This is a genomic window from Sphingomonas sp. IBVSS2 (assembly GCF_002127225.1).
Taxonomy (GTDB): domain Bacteria; phylum Pseudomonadota; class Alphaproteobacteria; order Sphingomonadales; family Sphingomonadaceae; genus Sphingomonas.
Window position 1 is genome coordinate 139,561 of the sequence record NZ_NFUR01000001.1, and the last position, 21,677, is coordinate 161,237.

General features: G+C 66.9%; 19 protein-coding genes. 10 read left to right on the top strand and 9 right to left on the bottom strand.

What is annotated here, in order from left to right; translation table 11 throughout:
• Nucleotides 1–4: 4 nt before the first annotated feature.
• Nucleotides 5–1,288: a UDP-N-acetylglucosamine 1-carboxyvinyltransferase gene (murA, locus tag CAP40_RS00555; RefSeq protein WP_086127423.1), complete on the bottom strand. Its 1,284-nt coding sequence runs from the start codon at nucleotides 1,286–1,288 to the stop codon at nucleotides 5–7.
• Nucleotides 1,289–1,436: 148 nt separating this feature from the next.
• Here murA and CAP40_RS00560 point away from each other — a divergent pair, with 148 nt between their 5' ends.
• Entirely contained in the window at nucleotides 1,437–2,144 is a 708-nt protein-coding gene (locus CAP40_RS00560) for a Crp/Fnr family transcriptional regulator (protein WP_086128376.1), read from the top strand.
• A 183-nt stretch (nucleotides 2,145–2,327) separates the two neighbouring features.
• Here CAP40_RS00560 and clpS read toward each other — a convergent pair whose 3' ends face one another.
• From clpS to CAP40_RS00575, 3 genes are all read right to left on the bottom strand, one after another.
• Nucleotides 2,328–2,660: an ATP-dependent Clp protease adapter ClpS gene (gene clpS, locus CAP40_RS00565; protein ID WP_086128377.1), complete on the bottom strand. Its 333-nt coding sequence runs from the start codon at nucleotides 2,658–2,660 to the stop codon at nucleotides 2,328–2,330.
• A 186-nt stretch (nucleotides 2,661–2,846) separates the two neighbouring features.
• A complete protein-coding gene (phaP, locus tag CAP40_RS00570; RefSeq protein WP_086127424.1) occupies nucleotides 2,847–3,614 on the bottom strand; it encodes a phasin family protein in 768 nt (255 codons plus the stop codon).
• Nucleotides 3,615–3,734: 120 nt separating this feature from the next.
• The gene (locus CAP40_RS00575; RefSeq protein ID WP_086127425.1) at nucleotides 3,735–5,483 is read right to left on the bottom strand and encodes an alpha/beta hydrolase; all 1,749 of its coding nucleotides are present in this window, start codon (nucleotides 5,481–5,483) and stop codon (nucleotides 3,735–3,737) included.
• 122 nt (nucleotides 5,484–5,605) lie between these two features.
• Here CAP40_RS00575 and CAP40_RS00580 point away from each other — a divergent pair, with 122 nt between their 5' ends.
• The 4 genes from CAP40_RS00580 (at nucleotide 5,606) to CAP40_RS00595 (ending at nucleotide 8,663) form a co-directional block, all read left to right on the top strand.
• Nucleotides 5,606–6,811 carry an LL-diaminopimelate aminotransferase gene (locus tag CAP40_RS00580; protein WP_086127426.1) on the top strand — a complete coding sequence of 402 codons (1,206 nt, stop codon included), beginning with the start codon at nucleotides 5,606–5,608 and terminating at the stop codon, nucleotides 6,809–6,811.
• A 10-nt stretch (nucleotides 6,812–6,821) separates the two neighbouring features.
• Nucleotides 6,822–7,601: a sulfite exporter TauE/SafE family protein gene (locus CAP40_RS00585; protein ID WP_086127427.1), complete on the top strand. Its 780-nt coding sequence runs from the start codon at nucleotides 6,822–6,824 to the stop codon at nucleotides 7,599–7,601.
• 69 nt (nucleotides 7,602–7,670) lie between these two features.
• Nucleotides 7,671–8,090 (top strand): thioesterase family protein, encoded by a 420-nt coding sequence (locus CAP40_RS00590; protein WP_086128378.1) that lies wholly within the window; start codon nucleotides 7,671–7,673, stop codon nucleotides 8,088–8,090.
• A 78-nt stretch (nucleotides 8,091–8,168) separates the two neighbouring features.
• On the top strand, nucleotides 8,169–8,663 hold the full coding sequence (locus CAP40_RS00595; protein ID WP_086127428.1) for a hypothetical protein: 495 nt from the start codon (nucleotides 8,169–8,171) through the stop codon (nucleotides 8,661–8,663).
• Between the two features lie 6 nt (nucleotides 8,664–8,669).
• On the opposite strand, the gene CAP40_RS00600 is transcribed toward CAP40_RS00595, so the two are convergent.
• Nucleotides 8,670–9,170 carry a helix-turn-helix domain-containing protein gene (locus tag CAP40_RS00600; protein ID WP_086127429.1) on the bottom strand — a complete coding sequence of 167 codons (501 nt, stop codon included), beginning with the start codon at nucleotides 9,168–9,170 and terminating at the stop codon, nucleotides 8,670–8,672.
• 149 nt (nucleotides 9,171–9,319) lie between these two features.
• On the opposite strand from CAP40_RS00600, the gene CAP40_RS00605 reads away from it, so the two are divergent.
• From CAP40_RS00605 to CAP40_RS00615, 3 genes are all read left to right on the top strand, one after another.
• Nucleotides 9,320–9,631, top strand: a complete 312-nt coding sequence (locus CAP40_RS00605) for a hypothetical protein (RefSeq protein ID WP_086127430.1) — start codon at nucleotides 9,320–9,322, stop codon at nucleotides 9,629–9,631.
• Between the two features lie 111 nt (nucleotides 9,632–9,742).
• Nucleotides 9,743–11,833: a bifunctional (p)ppGpp synthetase/guanosine-3',5'-bis(diphosphate) 3'-pyrophosphohydrolase gene (locus tag CAP40_RS00610; RefSeq protein ID WP_086127431.1), complete on the top strand. Its 2,091-nt coding sequence runs from the start codon at nucleotides 9,743–9,745 to the stop codon at nucleotides 11,831–11,833.
• A 263-nt stretch (nucleotides 11,834–12,096) separates the two neighbouring features.
• Nucleotides 12,097–14,088 (top strand): hypothetical protein, encoded by a 1,992-nt coding sequence (locus CAP40_RS00615; protein ID WP_086127432.1) that lies wholly within the window; start codon nucleotides 12,097–12,099, stop codon nucleotides 14,086–14,088.
• 102 nt (nucleotides 14,089–14,190) lie between these two features.
• Here the strand turns inward: CAP40_RS00615 and CAP40_RS00620 are convergent, their stop codons facing one another.
• Both CAP40_RS00620 and CAP40_RS00625 read right to left on the bottom strand, forming a co-directional pair.
• Entirely contained in the window at nucleotides 14,191–15,147 is a 957-nt protein-coding gene (locus CAP40_RS00620; RefSeq protein WP_144034179.1) for a DUF6607 family protein, read from the bottom strand.
• An 11-nt stretch (nucleotides 15,148–15,158) separates the two neighbouring features.
• Complete coding sequence (locus tag CAP40_RS00625; protein ID WP_086127433.1) at nucleotides 15,159–17,357, bottom strand: TonB-dependent hemoglobin/transferrin/lactoferrin family receptor; 2,199 nt, start codon at nucleotides 17,355–17,357, stop codon at nucleotides 15,159–15,161.
• 178 nt (nucleotides 17,358–17,535) lie between these two features.
• Between CAP40_RS00625 and CAP40_RS00630 the strand changes: the two genes are divergently transcribed.
• Nucleotides 17,536–18,558 (top strand): glycosyltransferase family 2 protein, encoded by a 1,023-nt coding sequence (locus CAP40_RS00630; protein ID WP_086127434.1) that lies wholly within the window; start codon nucleotides 17,536–17,538, stop codon nucleotides 18,556–18,558.
• 4 nt (nucleotides 18,559–18,562) lie between these two features.
• Here the strand turns inward: CAP40_RS00630 and CAP40_RS00635 are convergent, their stop codons facing one another.
• Entirely contained in the window at nucleotides 18,563–19,294 is a 732-nt protein-coding gene (locus tag CAP40_RS00635; RefSeq protein WP_086127435.1) for a bifunctional 2-polyprenyl-6-hydroxyphenol methylase/3-demethylubiquinol 3-O-methyltransferase UbiG, read from the bottom strand.
• A gap of 1 nt (nucleotide 19,295) precedes the next feature.
• A complete protein-coding gene (locus CAP40_RS00640) occupies nucleotides 19,296–19,667 on the bottom strand; it encodes a GtrA family protein (protein ID WP_086128380.1) in 372 nt (123 codons plus the stop codon).
• Nucleotides 19,668–19,839: 172 nt separating this feature from the next.
• Between CAP40_RS00640 and CAP40_RS00645 the strand changes: the two genes are divergently transcribed.
• Nucleotides 19,840–21,666, top strand: a complete 1,827-nt coding sequence (locus CAP40_RS00645; protein ID WP_086128381.1) for a hypothetical protein — start codon at nucleotides 19,840–19,842, stop codon at nucleotides 21,664–21,666.
• Nucleotides 21,667–21,677 lie beyond the last annotated feature (11 nt).

The following is a 21,677-nucleotide window of genomic DNA, read 5'->3' on the forward strand; positions in this document are numbered from 1 at the left end:
CGCCCTAGCCGTCGCCGACCCGCTCGATATCCGCGCCGACCGCGGAAAGCTTCTCCTCCAGCCGCTCATAGCCGCGGTCGAGGTGATAGACGCGGTTGACCTGCGTCTCGCCCTCGGCCGCCAGACCGGCGAGGATCAGGCTCATCGAGGCGCGGAGGTCGGTCGCCATCACTTGCGCGCCGACCAGCCTGGTCGGCCCGTGCACCACCGCGGTGCGCCCGCGCACGTCGATATGGGCGCCCATCCGCGCCAGCTCGGGCACGTGCATGTAGCGGTTCTCGAAGATCGTCTCGGTGAAGACGCTGGCGCCCTCGGCCATGCATTGCATCGCCATGAACTGCGCCTGCATGTCGGTCGCGAAGCCCGGGAAGGGCGCGGTCGACAGCGTCAGCGGCTTGAGCGGGCCGTTGGCCGCCACGCGGATGCCGGCCTTGGTCTCCTCCACCGTCACTCCGGCCTGGACCAGCGCGTCCAGCGTCGCGCGCATGTCGTCCGCCGCCGCGCCGACCAGTTCGACATCGCCGCCGGTGATCGCCGCCGCGCAGGCATAGCTGCCCGCCTCGATCCGGTCGGGCATCACGGCATAGGTCGCGCCGTGCAGGCGGTCCCTGCCTTCGATCTCCAGCCGCTCGGTGCCGATGCCCTGGATATGCGCGCCCATCGCGACGAGCAGGTTGCACAGGTCGACGATCTCGGGCTCGCGCGCGGCATTGTCGAACACGGTGGTGCCCTTGGCGGTAACCGCGGCCATCAGCGCGTTCTCGGTCGCGCCGACCGAGACCACCGGGAAGCTGTAACGCCCGCCACGCAGCCGCCCGCCGGGCGCCGTCGCCTTCACATAACCCGCGGCGATCTCGATCTCGGCGCCCATCGCCTCGAGCGCCTTCAGGTGCAGGTCGATCGGACGGTTGCCGATCGCGCAGCCGCCGGGCAGCGACACCGTCGCCTCGCCCGCACGGCCGAGCAGCGGGCCGAGCACCAGGATCGAGGCGCGCATCTTGCGGACGATGTCATAGGGCGCGACGGTCGAGGTCAGCTTGCCTGCCCGCACCGTCATCACCCGGCCGAAATCGCTGGGCCGCGTGCCTTCGATCGCAGTCGAGGCGCCGAGCTCATTGAGCAGATGGCCGAAGCTGTCCACATCCGCCAGGCGCGGCAGGTTCCGCAAGGTCAGCGGCTCGTCGGTGAGCAGCGCGCAGGGCATCAGCGTGAGCGCCGCGTTCTTGGCGCCGGAGACGGGAATCTTGCCGGAAAGGCGTTTGCCGCCGCGAATGAGAATACGGTCCATGCCGGGCTTCTAATCTTTGTCCCGCCGCGCGCAAGGGCAGGCGTTTTTCGCACCCTTGATCGATTTTAATGCATTGATTCAGTTGCACTGCTTTGCATTGCGCGTGGGGAGAAGCCATCGCGTGTCCGGCAGTTGTTTCGCGGAGAGGCTGAGCGAGCTGATCGACTTATCAGAGGTCGAGCGGAAAGCGCTCGAAAGATTGGAAGAACGCCAGCGCCACTTGCGCCGCGGGGCGGTGCTCCAGCGCGAGAATGAGGGCGGCAACGAACTCTACATCCTGCGCAAGGGCCTGATGATGAGCTATGTGCTGCTCGACGATGGCAGCCGCCAGATCCTGCGCTTCCTCTTTCCGGGCGACATGCTGGGGATTTCCAGCGCGGTTTATCGGGAAGCGCCCGAGACGCTGGCCGCGCTTTCCGACTGCGTGGTCTGCCCGTTCGATCGCGGCGTGTTGTCGGATCTGATGCTCGATCATCCGCGCCTCGCCGCGATGGTGCTCGTCTATTCGCAGATCGAACGCGTCGCATTGACCGACCGGCTGGCCGCGCTCGGCCGCACCAGCGCCAAGGCCCGGGTCGCGGCGCTGCTGCTCGAATTGCGCAATCGCCTGCGCGCCACCGACAAGAGCCTCGCCAATGTCTTCCCGCTGGGACTGACGCAGGAGGAAGTGGGCGACGCGACCGGCCTCACTGCCGTGCACGTCAACCGCATGCTGCGCCAGCTCGAGGAGGAAGGGATGATCGCCCGGGAGAGCGGCCGCGTCACGCTGCTCGACGAGCGCGCGCTTGCCCGCGCGGCCAATTATGTCAACCGCTACGAGGGGCTCGACCTGGGCTGGCTGCCCCGCGCGCGCTGAGCCTTGCCGGAAATGCGAGGGGCCGGACGTCTGCGATGACAAGTCGCGCCGCCCGGCCCCCGTTCCCGCCCGAAACCCCCCGGTTCCCAGGAACGAAAGGTCTAATAGCTTGGGCCGAGGCCACTGGGTTTCCCGGAAAAATGCCTACACGGGTCGATACGGAGGCAGGCGCGAAACGATCTCCTACGCCTTTTCCAGCGTGCATTGCAGCGGGTGCTGGTTCTGGCGGGCGAAGTCGATCACCTGCGCCACCTTGGTCTCGGCGACTTCGTAGCTGAACACGCCGCAGACGCCCACGCCGCGCTGATGGACGTGGAGCATCACGCGCGTCGCCTCTTCCATGTTCATCCGGAAGAAGCGCTGCAGGACCAGCACGACGAACTCCATCGGCGTATAGTCGTCGTTGAGCATCAGCACGCGATAGGGCGTGGGCTTCTTCGTTCGGGTGCGCGTGCGCGTGGCAATGCCGACGGAGGGGTCATTGCCCCGGTCGTCGTCATTGCCGTCCTCGGCCATGCGCCATGGCATGCTGATGTCGAATTTCACGGGATCTGTCACGCCGCCGAAAATATGGGCTCGCGCTCCCAAGGGCAAGGCCGCCGGCCATGCGTGAACCCGGATGGGACACCGGAAAGGAAAAGGGCGGCCGTCCCGGGGGACGGCCGCCCTGATCTCGTCTTCCGGCAAGCCGGAAGCGCCGGCTTACGCGGCGGTCTTCACCTTCTCGGCGGCGACGGCAACGCGGTTCGACAGCGGCTGCGCGGCATCGCTGGCGAGCTTGATCAGCGCCTCGGTGTTCTTCGACGCCTCGGCGACGTACGAGTCGAACGCGCCGCGGAAATAGTCGCTCTGCAGCTTGAAGAACTCGGTCGGCGACTTGACGGCGGCGAGATTCTTCAGCGCGGCAGTCGCGCTCTCGAACGACTTGCGGCCATATTCGGCAGCGTCCTGGCCCAGGCCCTCGAAGCCCTTGGCGGCGATGCGGCCCGACTCGACCAGCGCCTCGACATTGCCCTTGGCGAAGTCATTGGCTTCCTCGACCAGCTTGGTCGACTTCTCGACGGCGGCCTTGGTGCGGTCGTTCCACTCGGCGAACAGAGCCTGGGCCTTGTCGGTGGCGTTCTCGATGGTGGTCATCTTCCAGCTTCCCTTCACTTCCGGCGCGACGACCGTCTCCTCGACGGCTTCGACGACGGTGATTGCGGTTTCCGCGGCAACCTCGGCGATCTGCTCGACGGGGGTCTCGGCCACGGCTTCGACGGTTTCGGTTTCGGTCACTTCCTGCGGTGCTGCCTCAACGACTGGGACCGGCTCGGCGACGACGGGAGCCTCGACGATCGTCTCGGCGGCCTTCACCGGCTCGGGCTTCTCAGCCTTGGGCGCAGCAACTTTCGGCGCGGGCTTGGCGCGCGCCGCAGGCTTCGGAGCGACGGGCTTGGGCGCGCCGGTCTTCGGTCCTTTGGTGGCCATGATGTGCCTTCCCCATAAAGCTATTGCTGCGATGCAGCATGTAGCTCTTCTTGCACTGCAATGCAAGTGACTTTTGTGCAGTGCACAAAAATAGGTAAAAGCTTGGGATAGCGCAGGAAATCAGCGCATCCGGACATAGCTTCCCGGCGCGTCCTCCAGGGGCTTGAGCTTGCCCTTGCCCGGAATCCGCGCGCCCTTGGCCGGAACCCTGGCGGCATCGAGCGCGTCGAGCCAGCCGATCCAGTCGGGCCACCAACTCCCCTTGGTCTCTTTTGCTCCCGCGAAAAACTCGGCGAGCGTCCCGACTTTCTCCGAATTGGTCCAATATTGATATTTCTGCGCGGAGGGCGGGTTCACCACGCCGGCGATATGCCCCGATCCGGCCAGCACGAACTTGAGCGGCCCCTTGAAATAATGGGTGATCTTCCAGACGCTCTGCGCCGGGGCGATATGATCCTCGCGCCCGGCCTGGACATAGGTGGGCGTCGCCACCTGCGCGAGGTCGAGCGGCGTGCCGCCGATCGCCAGCGCGCCGGGCTGGACCAGCTTGTTGTCGCGGTAGAGGTCGGTCAGGTAGCTCATGTGCCAGCGCGCCGGCAGGTTGGTGACGTCCGAATTCCAGTGGAGCAGGTCGAACGGGGCATAATCCTTGCCCATCAGATAGTTGTTGGTGACGTAGTTCCAGATCAGGTCGCGCCCGCGCAGCAGGTTGAACGTCGCCGCCATGTAGCGCCCGTCGAGGAACCCCTCGCCCCCCAGGCTGCGAATCATCGCCAGCTGGTCGTCGTCGACGAACATGCCCAGCTCGCCGGCCTCGGAGAAATCGACCTGCGCGGTGAAGAAGGTCGCACTCCGCACCTTCCCGGCCTGGCCCCTGGCGTGCAGCACCGCCAGCGTGGCGGCGAGCGTGGTGCCGGCGACGCAATAGCCGATCGCGTGCACGGCCTCCACGCCGAGCAGATCGCGCACCGTGTCGATCGCGTCGATCTGCCCGCCTTCGACGAAATCGTCCCAGACTATGTCCTTCATCGTGGCGTCGGCGGACTTCCACGAGACGACGAACACCGTGAGCCCCTGCTCCACCGCCCAGCGGATGAAGCTCTTCTCGGGATTGAGGTCGAGGATGTAGAAGCGGTTGATCCAGGGCGGGAAGATCAGCAGCGGCGTCGCATAGACCTGTTTCGCGCCGTCCGCCGGGGCATATTGGATCAACTCGTAGAGCGGCGTGCGCTTCACCACCTTGCCCGGCGTCATCGCCAGGTTGCGGCCCAGCTCATAAGCGCCCTCGGCGGTTTGGGTCATCTGCCCCTTGGCCAAGTCGCCCAGCATGTTGGACAGCCCCTTGAGCAGGCTCTCGCCCTTGGTCTCGACGATCTTCTCGAGCACTTCGGGGTTGGTCGCGGGGAAGTTGGTCGGGCTCATCGCGTCGAGGAAGCCCCTGGTTGCGAAGCGCACCTGGTCCTTCTGCCTGGGGTCCATCCCCTCCAGCACGTCGACGCCGCGCAGCATATGGTCTGCGATCACCAGATAGCTCTGGCGCAGAAAGTCGAACACCGGCTCCTCGCGCCATTGCGGCGCCTTGAAGCGCTTGTCGCGCGCCTGCTCGGGCGTCTCCTCGAACGGCTGGGCGTTCTGCGGATCGAGGAAACGCTGCCAGAGCCTCATCGTGTCCGACCAGAAATCGGTGGTCGCCTTCACCGCCGCGGCGGGATCGAGCAGCGCGCCGAAGGGCGGCGCGGCGGGCATGTGCTCCATCATGTCGAGGCCGTGCTCGAGCATCATCTGCTGCGCGCGGCCGAGCACCCAGGTCCAGTGCTGCAGGTCCTCGAGATCGGGAATCGGCGGTGTGGTCGTTTCGGCCATGCTCATCCTCTTCAAGCGCCGCTTTAGCGCACCACAGGCAACTCGTCATTCCCGCAGGCGCGAACATGGCGTAGGACGGGTACACGGCACAAGTTCGTGCCGCGCTCCAACCCCTGAGAGACGAGGAAATGTCCGAAGAATTCTACCGCATGAAGCGCCTGCCCCCCTATGTCATCGCCGAAGTGAATGCGATGCGGGCAGCGGCGCGTGCGGCAGGGGAGGACATCATCGACCTCGGCATGGGCAACCCCGACCTGCCGCCGCCCCAGCACGTGATCGACAAGCTGGTCGAAGTCGCCCGCAAGCCCGATGCACACGGCTATTCCCAGTCCAAGGGCATTCCCGGCCTGCGCCGCGCCCAGGCCAATTATTATGCCCGCCGCTTCGGCGTAGAGATCGATCCCGAGACCGAAGTCGTCGTGACCATGGGCTCGAAGGAGGGCCTGGCCAGCCTCGCCACCGCGATCACCGCGCCGGGCGACGTGGTGCTGGCGCCCAACCCCAGCTACCCGATCCACACCTTCGGCTTCATCATCGCGGGCGCGACGATCCGCGCGGTGCCGACCACGCCGGACGAACATTATTTCGAAAGCCTCGAGCGGGCGATGGCCTTCACCGTGCCGCGCCCCTCGATCCTGGTGGTCAACTATCCCTCGAACCCGACCGCCGAGACGGTGGACCTCGCCTTCTATGAACGCCTCGTCGCCTGGGCGCGCGAGAACAAGGTGTGGATCCTCTCCGACCTCGCCTATTCGGAGCTTTATTTCGACGGCAAGCCGACCGTGTCGATCCTGCAGGTCAAGGGCGCCAAGGACGTGGCGATCGAGTTCACCTCGCTCTCCAAGACCTATTCCATGGCCGGCTGGCGCATGGGCTTCGCGGTGGGCAACAAGCAGCTGATCGCGGCGATGACGCGCGTGAAGTCGTATCTCGATTACGGCGCCTTCACGCCGATCCAGGCCGCCGCCTGCGCCGCGCTCAACGGCCCGCAGGACATCGTCGAGGCCAATCGCCAACTCTACCACAAGCGCCGCGACGTGCTGGTCGAGAGCTTCGGCCGCGCCGGCTGGGAAATCCCCTCCCCGCCCGCAAGCATGTTCGCCTGGGCGCCGCTGCCCCCGGCACTGGCGCATCTGGGCAGCCTGGAATTCTCCAAGCAGCTGCTCACCCATGCCAAGGTCGCGGTCGCGCCGGGCGTCGGCTATGGCGAGAATGGCGAGGGCTTCGTCCGCATCGCCATGGTCGAGAACGAGCAGCGCCTGCGCCAGGCCGCGCGCAACGTGAAGCAGTATCTCAAGTCGATGGGCGTCAACACCGCGGCGAAGGCAGGCTGAGCCCGGGCCGGTGCTCCACGTCGATCCGCTCTATTCGCTTGCCGGCGTGCTCGTCGGCCTGCTCGTCGGGCTGACCGGCGTCGGCGGCGGATCGCTGATGACGCCCTTGCTGGTGCTCGTCTTCGGCTTCCACCCGGCCACTGCCGTCGGCACCGACCTGCTCTATGCCTCGGGCACCAAGGCGGTGGGCACCGCCGTCCATGGCTGGCGCGGATCGGTCGACTGGCGGGTGGTGCGGCGGCTGGCGACGGGCAGCGTCCCGGCGACGATCGCCACACTGCTGTTCCTCAACGCCGCCCATCGCGGCGCGCAGGATACCGGGCATCTGATCTCGGCGATCCTCGGCGTCACCCTGATCCTCACTGCGATCGCGCTGTTCTTCCGCACCCGCATCGTGCGTGCGGCGGGGCAGCGCTTCGCCAGGCTGGACGGGCGCATCATCGCCGGGCTCACGATATTGCTGGGCGCGGTGCTGGGCGTGCTCGTCTCGCTCACCTCGGTGGGCGCGGGCGCGCTGGGGATGACGGCGCTGCTCGTCCTCTATCCCGGCGCGCCGGTGGCGCGGCTGGTCGGCTCGGACATCGCGCATGCGGTGCCGCTCACCTTCATCGCCGGCATCGGCCATTGGACGATGGGATCGGTGGACCCGGGCCTGCTCGTCGCGCTGCTGCTCGGCTCGATCCCCGGCATCGTGATCGGCAGCCTGATCGCCACGCGCATCTCCGAGCGCGTGCTGGTGCCGATCCTGGCGACGGTGCTGGCGATCGTCGGCTTCAGGCTGTTGACATAGGCGACCTTGCCGGCGCCGGGCAGCGAAGGGACGGTTGACGCGCGCCTCCCGTCGCGCCACCCCGCCGCGATGCGTCCCGGCTTCCAATTCTCCACGCGCTTCCGCGTCCGCTATTCCGAGATCGACGGACAGAAGATCGTCTTCAACTCGCGCTATCTCGAATATGCCGACGTCACTCTCGGCGAGTTCTGGCGCTGGGCCGATCTGGGCGATATCGGTCCCGACTGGCTCGACGCCGAGTTCAACGTCGTCCGCGCCGCCATCGACTACAAGAAGCCGTTCGTGTTCGACGACATGGTCGAGGGCTTCGCCCGGGTCGAGCGAGTCGGCACGTCGAGCATGACCATGCGCATCGAACTCTGCCACGCCGAGACGGGCGAACTCCACACCGAAGTCGAAATGGTCAGCGTCCATGTCGACCTGGCGACGCGCAAGTCGAAGCCGATCCCGGAGAATGTGCGGGTGCGGCTGGCGGGGCTGGGAGGCTGATCGGCCATTGCCGCCATTAATGTAACAATGTATCATTCACGCATGCTCCGAGCCGGCTCGCCGTTGGTCGCTGCGTCCTTGGTCCTGCTGTCGGGGCCCGCGAACGCGCAGCGGCACCTGCCCCGGGCGATCCGGGTGCCAGACTTCAGGCTCATATGCCCGCCCGACGTCGATCGATATGCCGACTGGGTCCAGTCGCGCCCGGGAACGCCACAGCAGATCAGCCCGATCGCCAAGGCGGCGATCCATGAGGTCGGTGCGGCCCGGCGGGCCCAGGCGGTCGAAATGCTCGAAAAGGCCGAGATCGTCCCGCTTGGCCTGGACCAGGCGAAGGACCTGATCGGCGACATTCCCGAAGCCGCGGCAGGGGAAGGGCAACCCTATCTCATCCGCAACGTCGTGCCGTCGTTCGTCTCCGGCCTCGGCGGTCCGGTCAGCCTGCTTCGTGTCGGATCCGCGCTATGGATACGCGCCGCGCTGATCGGATGCGGCGGGTTCTTCAAGAATCCGCTCGTCGTGTTCCTGCCCTTCACGCCAACCCGAGTGGACATCCAGGCCGTCGCGACCTGGTAGCCTCGCCTACTCCGCCGCCTTCACCTCGACCGCGTCGTCCTCGGCCACCACGTCTTCCGGCAGCGCCCAGAGCAGGTCGCCCTTGCCCAGCGCGCGCCCGTCATGGCTCAGCACCTGCACGGCGCGGATCGGGCGGCTGTCGCGCGCGTCGACCAGCACCGGATAGGCCGGCACCCCCGTCTCCCAGCGCTCGCCCCATTGGCGCAGCGACACCATCACCGGCAGCAGCGCATAGCCCTTGTCGGTCAGCCGGTATTCGATCTTGCGGCGATCGTCGGCGCAGGGCTGGCGCTGCAGGATGCCCTTGTCGACCAGCCGCGCCAGCCGGTTCGCCAGGATATTGCGCGCAATGCCCAGCTCGGACTGGAATTCCTCGAAATGATGCAGCCCGTTGAACGAGCCGCGCAGGATCAGGAACGACCAGCGTTCGCCCATCGCTTCCAGCGCCGCCGGCAGGCTGCAGTCATTCGCCAGCTGGCGCAGCGACTCTCGAATGGCACCACCCATAACTTGTCATCCTACCGTAAAAGCCGACGCTACGGAATGCCGTAACTTCTTGCGCCGCAGCAAAAGTTTCTCGTTGCAACTTACTTCTATGTCAATTAAAAACCGGGTTGCAGCTTCGGCTGCAGGTTCTGACCCCAGGAGGATTTCCCATGACCCGCTTCTTCGCCGCAGCGGCCGCGGCCACGCTGGCCCTCGTCCCCGCCGCCGGCATCGCGCAGGGTGCCCCGAACGGCTATTATTCCGCGACTCCGGTGAGCGCACCCGCCAAGACCAGCCTCGTCACGCGCTCGACGCTGTGGAAGTGCGGCGCCGGCACCTGCACCGCCGCCAAGGCGAACGCGCGGGACGGCATCGTCTGCGAGCTCGTCGCCCGCGAAGTCGGCAAGCTTTCGGCCTTCCGCGCCAACGGCGCCGATTTCGACGCGGCCGCGCTGGAAAAGTGCAACGCCAAGGCGAACTGAGTTGACCGGAGCCGGCCGCTTCGCCGTCGAAGTGGCCGGCCCCGCACGAAAAGCGCCGCAAAGCGCTCAAATTTATTGCAAAGCAACAGCACCGGGCCCCATCTAGATCCCGTGCTGCGCCAATATGAACTTGTCGACCGGGTCCTGAGCTACGACCCCGATGCCGATGAAGCGATGCTCAACCGGGCATATGTCTTCTCGGTCAACGCGCACGGCACCCAGAAGCGCGCCAGCGGCGACCCCTATTTCAGCCACCCGATCGAAGTGGCCGGCATCCTCACCGACCTGCATCTCGACGACGAGACGATCGTCACCGCGATCCTGCACGACACGGTCGAGGACACGGTCGCCACGCCCGAGGACATCCAGCGCCTGTTCGGCGACAATGTCGCGCGCATGGTCGACGGCGTCACCAAGCTTTCCAAGATCGAGGCGCAGACCGAGAGCGAGCGGGCCGCCGAGAATCTCCGCAAGTTCCTGCTCGCGATGTCGGACGATGTCCGCGTGCTGCTCGTCAAGCTGGCCGACCGGCTGCACAACATGCGCACGCTCCATCACATCAAGAATCCCGACAAGCGCAAGCGCATCGCCCGCGAGACGATGGACATCTACGCCCCGCTCGCCGAGCGGATCGGCATGTACGAGTTCATGAAGGAGATGCAGACGCTCGCCTTCCGCGAGCTCGAGCCCGAAGCCTATGAATCGATCGAGAAGCGGCTCGACAGCCTGAAGATCGAGGGCGAGGACCGCATTGCCAAGATCGCCTCGGGCCTCAAGCTCCTCCTTTCGCGCGGCGGCATCGAAGCCGAGATCACCGGGCGCGAGAAGCATCCCTATTCGATCTGGAAGAAGATGTCCGAACGCCACGTGTCGCTCGAGCAATTGAGCGACATCATGGCCTTTCGCGCGATCGTCGATACCGAGGAGGAATGCTACCGGGCGCTCGGCGTGATCCACCGCCGCTGGCCGATGGTGCCGGGCCGGTTCAAGGACTATATCTCCACCCCCAAGCGCAACGGCTATCGCTCGCTCCACACCAGCATCATCCATGCCGGCGACACGCGCATCGAGATCCAGATCCGCACGCGCGACATGCACGCCCAGGCCGAATATGGCCTCGCCGCCCACTGGGCCTACAAGGCCAGCAACGTCCGGCCCGATACCCAGGTCAGCTGGATCAAGGACCTCATCGAGATCCTCGAACATGCCGAGAGCCCCGAGGAGCTGCTCGAGCATACCCGCATGGCGATGTACCAGGACCGGATCTTCGCCTTCACCCCCAAGGGCGAGCTGATCCAGCTGCCCAAGCGCGCGACTCCGATCGACTTCGCCTATGCGGTCCATTCGAACCTGGGCGACCAGGCGGTGGGCGCCAAGATCAACGGCCGCGTCGTGCCGCTGCGCACCGAGATCGAACAGGGCGACCAGGTCCAGATCCTGCGCTCCAAGGCGCAGGAGCCCCAGGCCAATTGGCTCAACTTCGCGATCACCGGCAAGGCGCGCGCGGCGATCCGCCGCCATATCCGCCACAAGGAGCGCGAGGAAACGATCGCGCTCGGCCACAAGCTCTATGACGAGATCGTGCTGCGCCTGCCGACGCCGCCGGGCGACGGCGCGATCCCCGACGCGCTCAAGCGCCTCAAGCTGCAGGACGAGGCCTCGCTGATGGAAGCGATCGCCCGCCGCCAGTTCACCGACTTCCAGGTGATGGAAGCACTGATGCCCGGCTCGACCGAAGGCGAGGACGAGCACGACCTGCCGCCCCAGCAGCACGCGATCGAGATCAAGGGCCTAACCCCCGGAGTCGCGTTCCACTTCTCGGTCGATTGCCGCCCGGTGCCGGGGGATCGCATCGTCGGCATCCGCCGGGCCGGCGAGCCGATCGAAGTGCACCGGATCGACTGTCCCAGCCTGGCCGACACCACCGAGGAGGACTGGGTCGATCTCACCTGGGGCAACAAGGCCGAGGGCGGCATCGCCCAGATCGAGATCACGCTGAAGAACGAGCCCGGCGCGCTGGGCGCGGTCGCCACGCTGATCGGCCAGCACAAGGCCAACATTCTCGGCCTGCGCATGGACAATCGCGACACCACTTTCCACACCAACACGATGGACCTGGAAGTGCGCAACGCCGCGCACCTGATGCGCCTGCTCGCGGCGCTGCGCGCGGCGGACGCGGTCAGCTCGGCGGAACGGGCCTGAGGGCCCTGCCGGCAAAGGCCCGGATCGCGCCGATCGGCCAGCCATAAGCCACCATTTCGCTGCCAACTTCGTTTCGCATCCGTGCCGCACGCAGCTAGACTGGCGATGAGCGGCGGGGGCCGATTTCACATGCCGGTGATGCCCGAACCCCGATGAATCTCGCGCGCCTTCCGCTCGCCCATCCGGACCGGCGCTCGCCGCGAGCGCCCGGCAACAGCGAGAGGAAGATCATGGCCACGCCTCCATCTCCACCCCCACCCCCTTTGCCGCCCCAGCAGCCCATCGGCTATTCCGGTCTCTATCCGGACGCCGATACCGCGTGGAGCATCGCGAACGGCCAGGTGATGGTCGCGCAGGTCGCGTCCGGCGTCGCAGGAACCCCGCAGCCCTTCGTCTTCAAGGGCGTGCGCTATCAGCCGACTCCGCTCGACATCAATGGCGGTGCCGCCGGATCGCCGATGGGCGACTTCTATTATATCGGCATGCAGAACGCCGGCCCCGACGCCACGACCATGATCATGTACCAGCCGATCTGGAACCGCGATGTCGGGCCGAACGGCCTGATCCGCCAGCTCGGCGCCAACAATATCGGCGTCTATGGCAGCTTCAACATGCCGCCCTCCACCATGTCGAAGCCGGATGGCAAGGGAACGGTGGTTCCCTCGGCCGACAACAGCATGATCGACTGGACCGTGCTGGGCCCGATCCGCTACGTCGCGGCCAACGGCACCGAATATCCGACCTATATGCCCCAGGGCGCCGACGTGAAGCAGGCCCCGCCCTATTGGTATCATTACTGTCACGACGTCTTTCTCGACATGTGCTGGAACGGCGGAGTCGATCCGATCTACGTGTTCCTGTCGGTCGGCGTGTCGACGGCCGCCTTCTATTCGGCGAACACGGCGCCGGCGCCGGGCTATCAATATACCCAGATCCAGCAATATTATCTCGATACGGCGACCTGGCTGGGCCAGAGCTATGGCCATCACCCGGCCCTGGCCGGCTTCTACGTCACCAACGAGACGAACCAGCCGGGCCCGAGCGGCACCTATGAGTATCGCGAATATTGGGACTTTCTGAACGCGGTGGGCGCGGCGCTGAAGCAGGGCGCGCCGAACAAGCTCACCATCGCGGCGATGCAGGACGACATCGCCACGCTGACGACCCAGCTGATCCAATATGATTCGCCGCCGGACCCCACCGGCACCGCCCCGGGCACCGAGCCGCTCTATGTCGACAGCAACGGCAACATCACGACGACCGCCGGTACCAACCGTCCCGCTTATGCCACCGATGTCTACGACCTGGATCTATGGGGCTGGAATCTCTACGCGGCCCCCATCGCGAGCACGCCGATCATCGCCTATCTGAGTGCGCGCAAGGCCGCCGGCCAGCCGATGGCGCCGGTGGTGCTGAGCGAGATCGGCATTCCGCAGGCGATGCGCTTCACCCAGGTCGCGAATACCGGCTTCGGCGCGCTGGGCGGGAACGATCCCTATGTGGCGAATCCCAACGGGGAAGTGGCGACCTGGGATGCGACCTCCAACCAGGCGGTCCTCTCGTCCTATATCCCGGGCACGGTGCTGGGCCAGGAGAGCCTGGCGGTCGTCACCACCACCAGCACGGCGCGGACGTCGTCGACCTTCTTCACCGACAATCCCACCTACAATGCCGGCGGGCTGGTCGCCTATGACAGCGACACCGGGAATTATTGGCTCTTCCAGGGCGTGCCCCAGAATCCCGCCAATCCCGGCCTGCCATCGCCCAGCTGGATGCAGCTGGACGCGACAATCTACGGCACGCTGCTCGACGGGCTGCGGACCGCGGCGAATCCCCCGGCGGCGGCGGGCCCCGCGGTCGCGCTCTACGCCTATCTCCAGGCGGCGGCCGGCTTCCAGGTCGGCAGTGCATCGGTCGCTCCCGCCAACCAGCTCCTCCAGGGCGTCCAGGTCTTCGAATTCTCCGACGAATGGTACAAATGGATGGACCCGGCGGTCACCAGCCCGGCGACGATCCAGACGGCGGCCGGCGTGCACGATTTCCGCGACACCGCCATCGCCCCCTGGGGCCCGGCGAACGCGCAATTCTACACCACCTGGGAAGAGGAATGGTTCGGCCTCTGCTCGGTCCTGCCCGTCGGCAGGAACTCGACCGATCCGGCGATCGCCAGCGACGGCTGGCTCACCGGCGGCGTCGCCGACCAGCTCACGCCGCGCGCCAGCTATACGGTGGTGCAGCAGTTCTTCGCGCAATAGCCGGGCGCGAGGATCAAAAAAGGGGGCGGGCACGGGCTTGGGAACCGTGCTCGCCCCCAGCCCGCTCCGACCAAGGAAAGCGGGCCTTTCCCGAGGGGGAATCTATCGCGCGGCCCTGGTCGCCTGGTCCATCAGCGCCCGGGCGGTCTTGACCCCGTCCGCCTCGCTGGTCTTGCCCTGCTGGATCTCGTCGGCGATCTCGAGCACGCGCCCGGCGATCACCGTGCCGTGATCGGCTTCCTCCGTGATGCGGATGCCGCCCTTGGCCGCGGCGATCCGGTCCCATTCGGCGCGGATCGCGGCCCAATAGCCCTTGGTCGCCGCCCAGTAATCGTCCGCCGCCTTCACGTCGAAGCCCGCGAATTTCGTATAGCTGTTGAGGACATATTCCTGGACGACCGGCATCGTCTTGCCGTCCATCTTCAGATTGTCCTGCCAGTGAATCCAGCCGGCCGGTGCGATGGCGTGACGGTTGACGCCCAGATAGCGGTCATAGACCGGCCCGCGCACCGCGTCGCGCCGGGCGAGTGGCCGCCAGCTGCGGTTCGATTCCCAGCGGCGCACGCCGCCGACCTCGGTCCACTTGCCCCAGCCGCCATAACGGGGGGAATCGTCGACCTGATAGACGGTCTGCGACCAGACGCCCTTGCGCTCGGCGGCGAGCACCTCGGCCCAGGTCCAGGCATCGCGGTCCGAATAGACCAGCACCCTGGCGGGCTCGTACTGCCAGTCCTGGCGCCAGTGCTTGATCACCATCTTCTTGCCGTCGCCCGTGTCGACGACGAGCAGATGCTGGAGCCGGATCGTCGTGCCCTTGTCCTCGATCACCCGGACGACCTCGTCGCCGCCCGAGACCTTGGCCGGGATCGGAGTGTAGTCGGCGCGCCAGGACGTGCTCTCCTGCATGTCGAACTTCACCTTGTACGTCCCCGCCATGGCGAGGATGTCGGCACGGTCGGCCTCGAAGGCCGATCTGGCCGCCGGCGCGGGCGCCTGCTGGGCGAGCGCGGGCAACGGCACCGGCAGCAGCAATGCAATCGGGAAAAGCAGCGTCTTCATGATCCTGGTCCTCAGAAGCGGTAGCTGATGGAGACCGAGCCGTTGCGGCCCGGCTGGGTGTAGGAATCGGCACTGATCGGCACCGTCTGCCCGTTGGTCGTCGATGTCAGGCCCAAGCCCCGCACATCGTTCCACCAGGCATATTTCTTGTCGAAGATGTTGAACACGCCGGCGCGCAGCGTCAGCCCGTCGGCGATGCGGAAAAAGGCCGTCGCGTCGAGGATGGTGAAGCCGTCGGGGCGGTAGCAGGGGGTGCCGTTGCACACGCCGGTGGTGGCGCTCAGCTCCTTCTGGGCGCTGTGCGTCGCGGTCAGGTCGGCGCCGAAGCGCCCGTCCGGCGCGCGATAGCCCAGGCCGATCACCAGCTTCAGCGGATCGACGGTGGAGAGCGAATTGCGCGCGCCGTTCGGCTCGATCTGCTCGCCCTGGGCATAGGCAAGAGCGAGCGTGCCGGAGAGGCCGTTGGTTGAGCGGGCCTGGAACCGCGCCTCGGCGCCCTTCACCCGGGCGCGGTCGATGTTGATGAACTGATAGATGGCGGGATTGGCCGGGGTGCCGGCACCGCCGGTCACTTCCTGCGAGATGAAGTCGTCATAATCGGCGATGAACCCGGTGACGTCGAGGCTGACCGGCCCGCTGTTCAGACGGAAGCCGGCTTCCCAGCTCTCGCTGCTCTCGGGCCGCAGGTTCGGATTGGGCCGCGAGGTATAGCCAAAGGCGAGGTTCGAGAAGAACTGGTTCACCTGGCTCGGCTCGGGCGCCTTGAAGCCCTGGGCATAGTTGGCGAACAGCCGGATCTCGTCGCTCAGCCGCACCACCGCACCCAGCTTGGGCGACACGCGCGAGCCGGACTGGGCGGCACCGCTGAAGCTCGGCAGCAGCGGGTCGCGCTTCGGCGACAGGTCATAGGCGTCGAAGCGCAGGGCGGGATAGAGCGATACCGGGCCCAGCACGATCTCGTCGGCGATGAAGGCGCCGGCCAGCACATAGTTGGTCTCGGGGAAGGCGCGGGTCGGAAAGGTCTCGCCGGCCGGCGGCACCTTGCCGTCGCGCAGCCCTTGCTGATGCGTCCTGCTGATGTCGCCGCCGATGAGCAGGCGGTGCGTCACCGCGCCGGTCTCGAAGCGGGCGCCGACTTCGACCGAGCCGCCGAACACGGTGTTCTCGAAGGTGTTGAGCCGCTCGCGATCCGCGGCGGGGGTGCGATCCTCGTCGGTGAACTGGCGGTTCTCGCCGTCCTGCCACCAGACGCTCAGGCGGGCATGGTCGAACAGGCCGTCGCCCTTCCAGAACCAGTCGCCCGCGATGCGGCCGCGCTTGGTGGTGTCGCGGGCCTGGAGCAGGTCGACCGTCGTGCTCAGCCCGGTCAGCACATTGGTGAAGACATGGCTGTCCTGATATTCGCCGGTGATGCGGAAGCGGTTCTGCGCGTCGGGCTCGAAGACGATGCGGCCGAGCACGGCGTTGGTGCGGCCGTCCTGCGGATTGGGTTCGGTGCGCGCCGAACCGGTGCCGCCCTTGCTGCCCTTGTTGTCGAGCTCGTGGAAGTCGCGGCGCGTATAGGAGAGCATCGCCGAGACGTCGCCGAAGCGGGCGGCGACGATGCCGGTCTCGGCAAATTCATTGTCCGCCGAGCTGTAGCCGGCGCGGACCAGGCCGCCGATCTTCTTGTCGCCGCCGAGGAAGTCCGCCGGATCGCTGGTGGTGAAGCTGATCGCACCGGCAAGCCCGTCGCTGCCGTAGAGCGCCGAAGCCGGGCCGCGCAGGATCTCGACCGACTTGACCAGGCCGATATCGACATAGTCGCGGCCCGCCGACTGGGCGCCGAAGGTGAAGCCGTCGGGCACGCGCACCCCGTCGACCTGGATCAGCACGCGGTTGCCGCCGATGCCGCGGACGATGAAGCCCTCATTGCCGGCACGACCGGTGACGCCCAGCGCCGCGCCGAAGCGAGTCGGCCCGCGCGGCACGCTGATGCCCGGTTCGTAACGGACCAGGTCCTTGATGTCGGTCACCAGCTGGTCGGCGATCTTCTTCTCGTCGATCACGCTGACGGTGGCGGGGACTTCCTTCACGTCGGTCGGGATGCGGGTGGCGGTGACGGTGATCGTCGAATTCTGCTGCTCGGCGTCCTTCTTCTCCTGCGCCTGGACCGGCAGCGCCGCCGCCAGCGCCCAAAGGCTGATCCCCATCCCGATCGTCCGCCGCATGCCCCGAAACCCTTTCTGCTAATGCAAGTGATTCTCAATCGCGATGTCCGTTAGCCGCCATGCGCATGGAGCGTCAACCCCATGACGAGGAGAAGCGCGGCCGAGCGCGGGCAGCGATACGGGGCGAGGCATCCATGCCGCTCGACGGCGGCGCATCGCGACGCTAGAGCGTCCGGTCATGCAAAAACGGCCCAAGCTCTCCGTCGTCATCCCCTGCTACAATGAAGAGGCGTGCCTCGAGATGCTGCACGGCCGCGTCTCCGGCGCGGCCCGTGCCGCGGTGGGCGACGATTATGAAATCGTGCTGATCAACGACGGCTCGCGCGACAGGAGCTGGGACGTGATGCAGCGCCTCTCCGCCGGCGATCCGCGCCTCGTCGCGATCAATCTCTCGCGCAACCATGGCCATCAGCTCGCGCTCACTGCCGGGCTCGACCTGTGCGCGGGCGAGGAGATCCTGATCATCGACGCGGACCTGCAGGACCCGCCCGAGCTGCTCGCCGACATGCGCGCCGCGATGCGCTCGCAGGGTGCGGACGTGGTCTATGCGGTGCGCCGCAAGCGCGACGGCGAGACGATCTTCAAGAAGATCACCGCCGCCTTCTTCTACCGCATGCTCGATCGGATCACCGACACGCCGATCCCGCTCGACACCGGCGATTTCCGCCTGATGACGCGGCGCGCGCTCGACGCCTTCCTGTCGCTGCCGGAACAGGCGCGCTTCATCCGCGGCATGGTCGCCTGGGTGGGCTTCAAGCAGGTGCCCTTCCCCTATGACCGGCACGAGCGCCATGCCGGCGAGAGCAAATATCCGCTCGGCAAGATGATCCGCTTCGCCCTGGACGCGATCACCGGTTTCTCGACCGCGCCCCTGCGCTTCGCCAGCCATGTCGGCCTGGTGCTCACCGGCCTGTCGGCGCTGCTGGTGCTCTACATCTTCGCCGGCTTCCTGATGGGCGCGGCGATCCCCGGCTGGACCTCGCTGATGCTCGTCGTCGTCGTGCTGGGCGCGGTGCAGATGTTCGTGCTCGGCATGATCGGCGAATATCTCGGCCGCCTCTATGTCGAATCGAAGCGCCGGCCGCTCTATATCGTGGCGGATGTCGCCGGGCCGGTGATGGGCCATGCGTCGCTCGGCTATCGCTATGCCGATTCGGGCGAGGTCAGCGTCTCTCCGGTGACGCCGCGCGGCGAGGGCTGATTCCTCAGCCCTTGGGCGAGGCCAGCACGATGATCGACAGGCCCGGCGGCATCGGCAGCCGGCCGAGCAGGTGGCGCTCCAGCCCGAACACCGTCTCGAACGCGGCGTTGAGCGGCCTGGGCGGCGGCGAATCGTCGCTGTCGTCCTTGCCGGTCAGCCTGCCGACCAGCCGCGCCGCCACCGCCACGGGGAAGAGCAGCGAATTGAACCAGTGCAGCTTCTGCCAGCCGAGCCCGGCCTTTTGCAGCGAGGCGGTCAACGTCGTCTTGGAATAGCGGCGCTTGTGATGGTTCACCACGTCGTGCGCGCTCCACATCCATTGGTGCGCCGGCACGGTGATCAGGATCTTGCCGCCAGGCTTGAGCACGCGCGCGATCGCCTGCAGCGCCGCGACATCGTCCTCGACATGCTCGATCACGTCGAGCACCGCGACCATGTCGTAGCTGCCGTCCTCGACTCCGGTCAGTTCCGGAAGCGGCGAGGCGCCCACCTTCTTGCCCAGCCGCTCGCTCGCCTTGGCGGCGGCGATCTCGTCGATCTCGATCGCATCGATCTCGCCGAACTGGGCCAGCATCGGCAGGTTATGGCCGGTGCCGCAGCCGATCTCGAGGATGCGCGCACCGCCGGGAATATGGGCGTAGCGCTTCAGATAGTCGGAAAGGATCTCGCGGCGTGCGCGATACCACCAGTGAGTGGTGTCGTGCGCTGCCATGCGCTCGTAGACGATGCGGTCCATCTTATTTGAACACCAGATAGCGGTTGAGCGCGAAGGTAACGAGCGGCGTCACGAAGACGACGGGAAGCAGCGGCACCCAGGTCTGCTGATGCAGCGGCCCGGTGATCACCCAGGTGAAGGCGGCGTTCATCGCCATGCCGACCGACTGGACCGCGACGAACTTGGACTGGGTGCCGACGCCGCCTTCGGCCTCATGCCCCTTGAAGCTCCAGCGGCTGTGGAAGACATAGCCGAAGACCACCGCGACCAGGAAGCCCGCGATCGAGGCGAGCACCGGCGGGATCGCATAGGTGGCGAGCGGCCAATAGACCACGGCATAGACGAAGGTCGACGCCAGCCCGACAATGCCGAAGCGCACGAGCTGCCCGAACACGCCATTCGCCCACATCTCTTCGAATCGCCTGATTACCGCCGTCACAATCGCTTGCCCAAGAACCGCCGGTCGCCCTAATGCGTGGCGCGGAGCGAGGGAAGCGATTTTGACGCCACAAGCCAAGGGCGGATTCCGCCTCGACCGAGAACTGGACCGCAACTGGCTGCGCTGGATGGCGCTCTTCTGGTTCTGCGTGGTCGCCTGGTTCCTCCACGACCGGCAGGGCAACATCTATTGGCTGCTGCTCGGCGACACCGACGACAATATGCGCCTGATGCAGGTCCGCGCCTGGCTGGCGGGCCAGGGCTGGTACGACCTGCGGCAATATCGCCTCGACCCGGCGCTGGGCGGGTTCGACATCCACTGGTCGCGCCTGGTCGACCTCCCGATTGCCGGGCTGATCCTCGCCTTCAAGCCGTTCGTCGGCACCGCCACCGCCGAGAAATGGGCGTGCGGCATCGCCCCGCTGCTGCCGTTGGCGCTCGCCATGGCCGGGCTCTCGCTCGCGGTGCGCCGGCTCGTGGCGCCTTGGGCCTGGCCGGTGGCGCTGATCGTCCTGATGGGCTGCGCGTCCACCATGTCGATGTTCGCGCCGATGCGGATCGACCATCATGGCTGGCAGCTGGCGTTCCTGGCGATGACCGTCGCCGGCCTCGCCGATCCGCGCCGCGCCCGCGGCGGCGCCGTTGTCGGCCTGTCCAGCGCGGCCTCGCTCACCATCGGGCTGGAGATGCTGCCCTATTGCGCCATGGCCGGCGCGATCATCGCGCTGCGCTGGATCTGGGACCACGACGATGTGCGCCGCATGCAGGTCTATGGCCTGACGCTCGGCGGCGGCTCCGCGCTCGGCTTCGCGCTCTTCGCCTCGAATGCCAATCAGGCGATGCGCTGCGACGCGCTCACGCCAGTGTGGCTGACCGTGATGGTCGCCGCCGGTGCCCTGCTCTTCGCGCTGTCGCTGTGCAACCCGGCCGATCGCCGGCTCCGCCTCGCGCTGGCCGCCCTGGCCGGCGGGGCGATCGTCGCCGGTTTCGCGCTGCTGTTCCCGCAATGCCTGGGCCGGCCCGAACAGGTCTCGGACGAGCTCGCCAATACCTGGCTCAACAATGTCCGCGAGGCGCGGCCGATCTACAAGCACGCCTTCAAGACCGCCTTCCCGATGGCGGTGCTGCCGGTGATCGGCATCCTGGGCGCGCTGTTCGCCACGTGGCGCGCGCGCCACGGCGAGGCGCTGGTCGGCTGGGCCGCGGTGGCGCTGTTCACGGCCTTTGCCGGCGCGATGCTGCTCTGGCAGGTGCGCGCCGCACCCGCCGCACAGCTGCTGGCCGTGCCGGGATCGGTGGCGCTGCTGGCAGTGGCGGTGCCCTGGTTCCTGAGCATCCGCGCGCCCTTCGCGCGCTGGATCGGCGAAGGCCCGGCACGGCTGCTCGGCATCCTCGTGCGCGTGCTGGGCACAGTATTCGCCTTCCTGCTGCTCTCGGGCCTCTGGGCCGGGCTGGTCGTGCCCTTATTCTCCGCCGGCGACGACGCCAGGCCAGGCAAGCCGGCGTCCCCCGACAAGGTCGCCGCCGCCAATGCCGCCTGCGCGCGGATGAGCAACCTGCGCGTGCTCGACGACGTGCCGGCCGGGATCGTCTTCACTCATGTCGATCTGGGCCCGCGGCTGATCACCGTCACGCATCACAGCGGCATCGCCGGCCCCTATCATCGCAACGGCCGCGCGATCCTCGACGTGCATCACGCCTTCACCTGGGCGACGCCGAACTTCCGGCCGATCGCCGCCGCGCACAAGGCGCAATATCTGCTGATCTGCCCGAACATGGCGGAGACGACGCTCTATCGCAGCCGCGGGCCGAACGGCTTCTATGCGGAGCTCGCCAAGGGCCAGGTGCCGAACTGGCTCGAGCCGGTGCCGCTGCGCGAGGCCCAGCCGGGCAAGCCGTTGCCGTTCAAGCTGTGGCGGATCCGCTACGACCTGCCGGGGCCAGCGAAACGCTGAGCCTCTTCCCG